Raw genomic sequence first — 6,448 nt, forward strand, 5'->3', positions numbered from 1 at the left:
GGGCACCTGCGCGAACCGCAGCGAGTTGAGCGTGCGCTGCTGCAGAAGCTGTCGCTCCGGCGTCGCTGCCGCCGCTGCCGCCGCGGCGGAATCGATCGTCACCGAGCGGAGTCTTGCATCTCCCGACGGCGTTCGAATCGTCGGTTCGGGGCCGGGTCAGGTCGACGGGTCAGGTGGCCGGGTCAGGTGGCCGGGTCAGGTGGCCGGGAGGAGTTCACGGAGGAACTGTCCGGTGTAGCTCGCCGCGACGCCGGCGATGTGCTCGGGCGGACCCTCGGCGACGAGGGTGCCTCCGCCGCTCCCGCCGTTCGGACCGAGGTCGATGATCCAGTCGGCGGTCTTGATGACATCGAGGCTGTGCTCGATGACGAGCACGGTGTTGCCCTGGTCGACCAGTCGTTGCAGCACGGTGAGCAGGCGGCGGACGTCGTCGAAGTGCAGCCCGGTCGTCGGCTCGTCGAGTAGGTAGATCGTGTGGCCGGTCGAACGCTTGGCGAGTTCGGTCGCGAGTTTGACCCGCTGGGCCTCTCCCCCGGACAGCGTCGGAGCGGACTGCCCGAGTCGGACATAGCCGAGGCCGACGTCCATCAGCGTCTGCATGTAGCGGGCGATGCCCGGTTGGTTCGCGAAGAAGTCGACCGCCTCGGCGACGGGCATGTCGAGCACTTCGGCGATGTTCTTGCCCTTGAATTCGATGTCGAGCGTGTCGCGGTTGAAGCGTGCCCCCTTGCACACCTCGCACGGCACGTACACGTCCGGCAGGAAGTGCATCTCGATCTTGATCGTGCCGTCACCCGAGCACGCCTCGCAGCGGCCGCCCTTGACGTTGAAGCTGAAGCGACCGGGCAGGTAGCCACGGATCTTCGCCTCGTTGGTGGACGAGTAGAGCTTGCGGATCTTGTCGAACACGCCCGTGTACGTCGCCGGGTTGGACCGTGGCGTGCGACCGATCGGCGACTGGTCCATGTCGATCACCTTGTCGAGGTTCTCGATTCCGTTGATCCGCTTGTGCTTGCCCGCCGGAGACTTCGACTTGTAGATCTTCTGCATCAGCACCGGGAGCAGGATGTCGCGGATCAGCGTCGACTTCCCCGAACCCGACACGCCGGTGACGCAGACGAAGTTCCCGAGCGGGATGTCGACCGTGAGGTTCTGCAGGTTGTGCTCACGCGCGCCGACGATCTGCAGTTGGTCGAAGCTCTGCGATCGACGCTCGCTCGGCAACGGGATCGACTTCTTCCCGGACAGGTATTGGCCGGTGACCGATTCCTTGACCTTCGTGATCCCCTTCACCGGACCGGCGTAGACCACCTCGCCACCGTGCTCGCCTGCGCCCGGGCCGATGTCGACGATCCAGTCCGCCGTGCGGATCGTCTCCTCGTCGTGCTCGACGACGATCACGGTGTTGCCGAGATCGCGCAGCCTGGTGAGGGTGTCGATCAGGCGCTGGTTGTCGCGCTGGTGGAGCCCGACCGACGGCTCGTCGAGGACGTACAGCGTGCCGACCAGGCCGGATCCGATCTGCGACGCCAGCCTGATCCGCTGCGCTTCTCCCCCGGCGAGCGTTCCCGCCGAGCGCGACATCGTGAGGTAGTCGAGACCCACGTCGAGGAGGAATCCGAGACGCGCGTTGATCTCCTTGGTGACCCGCTCGGCGATCAGACGATCCCGTTCGGACAGCTCGAGTGCCGCCAGGAACTTGGCCGACTCACCGATCGACATGTCGCACACCTCGGAGATGTTGCGGTCGTTGATCGTGATCGCGAGCGTGGCCGGCTTGAGTCGCGCACCACCGCAGGCCGAACATGCGACGAGGCGCATGTAGCCCTCGTACTGATCACGGGCCCAGTCGCTGTCGCTGCCCTCATGGCGACGCTTCAGCCAGGGGATCACTCCCTCGTACTCCGTCGAGTACGAACGCGAGCGTCCGTAGCGGTTCTTGTACTTCACGGTCATCTTGCCCGTGACGCCGTGCAGCACGACCTTCTTCTGCTTGGCGGTGAGGTCGTCCCACGGTGCGTCGAGGTCGATGTCGTTCGTGTTGGCGACCGACTCGAGCATCCGCGTGAAGTACTGCGTGTTGGCGCTGCGCCACGGGGCGATCGCGCCGGCGGACAGCGCCACCTCACCGTCGGGGATGACCAACTCGGGGTCGACCTCGAAGGTGGTGCCGAGTCCGTCGCAGGTGACACACGCGCCGTACGGCGAGTTGAACGAGAAGTTCCGCGGGGCGGGTTCGTCGTAGCTGTTGTCGCACACCGGACAGGCCAGGTGCTGACTGAACGTGATGGTCTCGTTCTCGGCTCCCCCGCCGCTCGCATCACGATTGACGATCTCGATCTCGGCCACCCCGTCGGCGAGTTTCAACGCACCTTCGAGCGAATCGGTCAGACGACGCTCGATCCCTTCCTTCAACACGAGGCGATCGACGATCACCGCGATCTTGTGGTTCTCGTACTTGGCGAGGCGCTCATCCCGCTTGAGGAACTCGTCGATGTCGACGACTTCGCCGTCGATGACCGCGCGCACGTAGCCCTGGCCCGAGAGGTCCTCGAGCAGCGTGTCGTACTCACCCTTGCGTCCCCGGACGACCGGTGCGAGTACCTGGAAACGCAATCCGTCCTCCATCTCGAGGACCCGGTCGACGATCTGCTGTGGGGTCTGACGTTGGAGCGGGGTTCCGTCGTTCGGGCAGTGCTGGACACCGATCCGGGCGTAGAGCAGTCGGAGATAGTCGTAGACCTCGGTGATCGTGCCGACGGTCGAGCGCGGGTTGCGCGATGCCGACTTCTGGTCGATCGAGATCGCCGGTGACAACCCGTCGATGACGTCGACGTCGGGCTTGTCCATCTGGCCGAGGAACTGGCGCGCGTAGGCGCTCAACGACTCGACGTAGCGGCGCTGACCCTCGGCGTAGATCGTGTCGAAGGCAAGGCTCGATTTGCCCGAACCGGACAATCCGGTGAAGACCACGAGCTTGTCACGGGGAAGCTCGACGTTGACGTTCTTGAGGTTGTGCTCGCGAGCTCCGCGGACCGTGATCTGCGGTTCGGTCGTGGCACGTTTGCGGGGGGCCATGAAAGCTCAAGACTACCCGGCGAACATGTGTTCCGAAAGCGGATGTCCGTGTTGTCAGACCGTGACCGGCGGATGGCTGCGGAGGTGCGTCATCACCTCGTCGGCAGTGTCACCCGCGCCGATCAGCGAGCCGTAGGGACGCTCGCCGGCGAGCGTGCGCAGCAGCGGTTCGGCAGGGAGTTCGACATTCCAGAAGTCACGGTCGAGGAAGACCATCGGGCTGATCGTCCCGAACACGGCGTAGTGGTTCTGCGTGGCGTCCTGGAAGACCTCCTGCAGCGTGCCCGCAGCGCCGGGCGCGAACACCACGCCACGCGTCGCGAGCGCGAGCAGCCCGTCCTCGCGGATCGAGTTGGCGAAGTACTTCGCCACTGCGGTGGCGAACTGGTTCGTCGGCTCGTGACCGTAGAACCAGGTGGGCACTGCGAGGCTGTCGGCTCCCGTCGGGAAACGATCGAGGACGTCGGCTCCCGCGCGCAGGTAGGCGTCGGCATCGCCGAACTCGGTGGCCGACGCCAGCAGGTCGAGCGCGTCGTCCAATGCGCCGTCGGGTCGGCGTGCGAGCCATGCACCGAGGTTCGCTGCCTCCATCGCGCCGGGGCCTCCGCCGGTTGCCACGTACCAACCCTCCCGGGTCATCATCCGTCCGAGTTCGGCGACGGTTCGGAACGCCGAGTCGGTGCGCAACATCGCGTGCCCGCCCATCACGGCGACGACCTCGGGATGCGCGGCGAGGTGCTCGCCGAGCGCGTCGTCGATCGCGTGATCGTGCAATCGCCGAGCGAGCGCATCGAGCACCGGAAGCGGGGTCCCGATCGGATGGCGTGACGCCCATCCGTAGATGCGCGAGTCGAGGGCGTCCCGACCGAACGAACCGTCCGTCCCACGCTCCCATCCCGCGAGCAGTTCGCCGTGCCCGTAGAGCCGTGCCCGATACGGATCGAAGGGGATCGCCGGCAGGTACGGGAACACCACCGCTCCCCCGTCGACGACGTGTTCGAGCGCATCGCCGACCAGCCGGCAACCGAGGAAGGTTCCCCCGACGCATGACACCGATCGGATCACCTCCGTGCGCACCGACAGGTCCACCCCCTGCACGACGACCCCGTCGAGGGCCTGCACCCGCTCGATGTACGCGTCGAACTCGGCCAGGTCGTGGATCTCGAGCATCGACGCCGAGCGTAGGTGGTGGTGCACGACGTCAGTCCATGAAGTGAGTCCATGAGGTGAGTCCAGGGAGGTGAGTCCAGGGAGGTGAGTCCATGAGGTGAGTCCACGACGAGACCTCCCCGGGCGTCCCGATTCCGCCTAACTCGGACTCCACACATCGCCGTGGCTCGCCGCCGGACCGAGTCCGAGTAAGGCGGAATGAACACACCCTCGGAACTCCCGCTTCCCATCGACCGATCCACGCCACCCACGGGGAAGCATGAGCGAGCATTCACCCCTCGAGCCGACCGAGTTCGGTCGCGGACGATCGACGGTCAGGAACCTGACACTGCGGCGGGCGGTATTGCGCGTGCTGCTGCGAGCCGAACGTCCGGTGCAGGTCGCCGACATCGTGCTGGTTCTGGAGCGTGACCCGCACTTCGTGATCGCCGACAACCACGTGGCAACGGCATCGCAGCGCGTCTCGAACCTGCTCGGCTGGCAACTCCGGCGCGGGCGGGTGCGGCGGGTGGCGCGCGGGGTATACGTCGCGATTCCCGAAGCGATCCCGCGGACGAGCCGGTGGCGGATCGAGCACTGGGACGAGCTGGAATGACCGAAGCAGATCGACCGGCTCAGCCGGCGTCGACGACCTGACGGCGCAAATCGTTGATCTCGTCGCGCAGCTTCGCCGCATACTCGAACTTGAGGTCGGCCGATGCGGCGTGCATCTCCTCCTCGAGGGTCTGGATCAGCCGGGTCAGTTCCTGTTGCGGCAGGTTCTTCAGCTCGGTCTTGACCTTGTCGCGCTCGCGCTGACGGCGTCGATCCTTGCCCGGCACCGCGGCCCGGTCCTCGGGTCCTCGCAGCATCGACAGGATGTCACCGACAGCCTTGCGAATCGTCTGCGGATCGATTCCGTGCTCAGCGTTGTACGCGAGTTGCACCTTGCGGCGCTCCTGGGTCGTGTCGATCGCCATCTGCATCGAATCGGTGATCTTGTCGGCATACATGACGACCTGCCCGTCGACATTCCGTGCCGCACGCCCGATCATCTGGATGAGCGACGTCTCCGAACGGAGGAACCCCTCCTTGTCGGCATCGAGGATGCACACGAGCGAGACCTCGGGGAGGTCGAGTCCCTCACGCAGCAGGTTGATCCCGACGAGCACGTCGAACTCGCCCAGGCGCAGCGCGCGCAGGATCTCGATTCGCTGGATCGTGTCGATGTTCGAGTGCAGGTATCGCACCCGCAGACCCTGCTCGAGGAGATAGTCGGTGAGATCCTCGGCCATCTTCTTCGTGAGCGTCGTGACCAGTGCCCGGTCACCCATCGTGATGCGACCGTTGACCAACGCCATCAGGTCGTCGATCTGACCCTTGGTCGGCTTGACGATCACCTCGGGGTCGACCAGTCCGGTCGGACGAATCACCTGTTCGACGAGATTGGTCGACACCCGCGTCTCGTACTGGGACGGCGTCGCCGACACGAAGATCGCCTGGTTGACCCGTTCGAGCACCTCCTCGAACGTGAGTGGACGGTTGTCCCGTGCCGACGGGAGTCGGAATCCGTGGTCGACCAGCATGTCCTTGCGGCTCCGGTCGCCCGCATACTGGCCGTGCAACTGCGGTACTGCGACATGGCTCTCGTCGATCACGAGGAGGTAGTCGTCCGGGAAGTAGTCGAGGAGGGTGAACGGCGGCTCGCCGTACTCACGTCCGTCCATGTGCATCGAATAGTTCTCGATGCCGTTGCAGTACCCGACCTCGCTCATCATCTCGAGGTCGTACGACGTGCGCATCCGCAACCGTTGTGCTTCGAGGAGCTTGTCCTGCTCCTCGAACTCCTTCAGCCGGACCTGCAGCTCGGTCTCGATCTTGCCCATCGCGGTCTGCAACCGCTCGGCCGACGTCGCGTAGTGGGTCGCCGGGAAGATGTAGGCACGATCGAGGTCGCGCAGGTTCTCGCCGGTGACCGTGTCGATCGTCGTGATCCGTTCGATCGTGTCGCCGAACATCTCGACGCGCAGCACGTTCTCCTCGTAGGCCGGATGGATCTCGATCGTGTCGCCGCGTACCCGGAAGTTGCCCCGACCGAGCGTCATGTCGTTGCGGTCGTACTGCATGTCGACGAGGCGCCGCAGGATCGAGCGCATGTCGTAGTCGACGCCGACGTTCATGTCGAGCAGGTGACCCTTGTACTCCTCCGGGTTCCCCATGC

Annotated in this window: 4 protein-coding genes; 1 reads left to right on the top strand and 3 read right to left on the bottom strand. The window is 65.4% G+C overall.

Features of this window, described 5'->3' with window-relative positions; genetic code table 11:
* Window positions 1-195: 195 nt before the first annotated feature.
* Complete coding sequence (gene uvrA, locus WBV89_RS18475) at window positions 196-3,078, bottom strand: excinuclease ABC subunit UvrA (RefSeq protein WP_423982800.1); 2,883 nt, start codon at window positions 3,076-3,078, stop codon at window positions 196-198.
* A 54-nt stretch (window positions 3,079-3,132) separates the two neighbouring features.
* A complete protein-coding gene (locus WBV89_RS18480) occupies window positions 3,133-4,248 on the bottom strand; it encodes an LOG family protein (RefSeq protein WP_423982801.1) in 1,116 nt (371 codons plus the stop codon).
* A gap of 373 nt (window positions 4,249-4,621) precedes the next feature.
* On the opposite strand from WBV89_RS18480, the gene WBV89_RS18485 reads away from it, so the two are divergent.
* Window positions 4,622-4,843: a hypothetical protein gene (locus WBV89_RS18485; RefSeq protein WP_423982802.1), complete on the top strand. Its 222-nt coding sequence runs from the start codon at window positions 4,622-4,624 to the stop codon at window positions 4,841-4,843.
* Between the two features lie 19 nt (window positions 4,844-4,862).
* Here the strand turns inward: WBV89_RS18485 and uvrB are convergent.
* Window positions 4,863-6,448 (bottom strand): excinuclease ABC subunit UvrB (gene uvrB / locus WBV89_RS18490; RefSeq protein ID WP_423982803.1); only part of this gene is annotated, 1,586 nt, incomplete at its 5' end.

Source organism: Ilumatobacter sp., from assembly GCF_049588435.1.
In the GTDB taxonomy this organism is placed as follows: Bacteria; Actinomycetota; Acidimicrobiia; order Acidimicrobiales; family Ilumatobacteraceae; genus Ilumatobacter_A.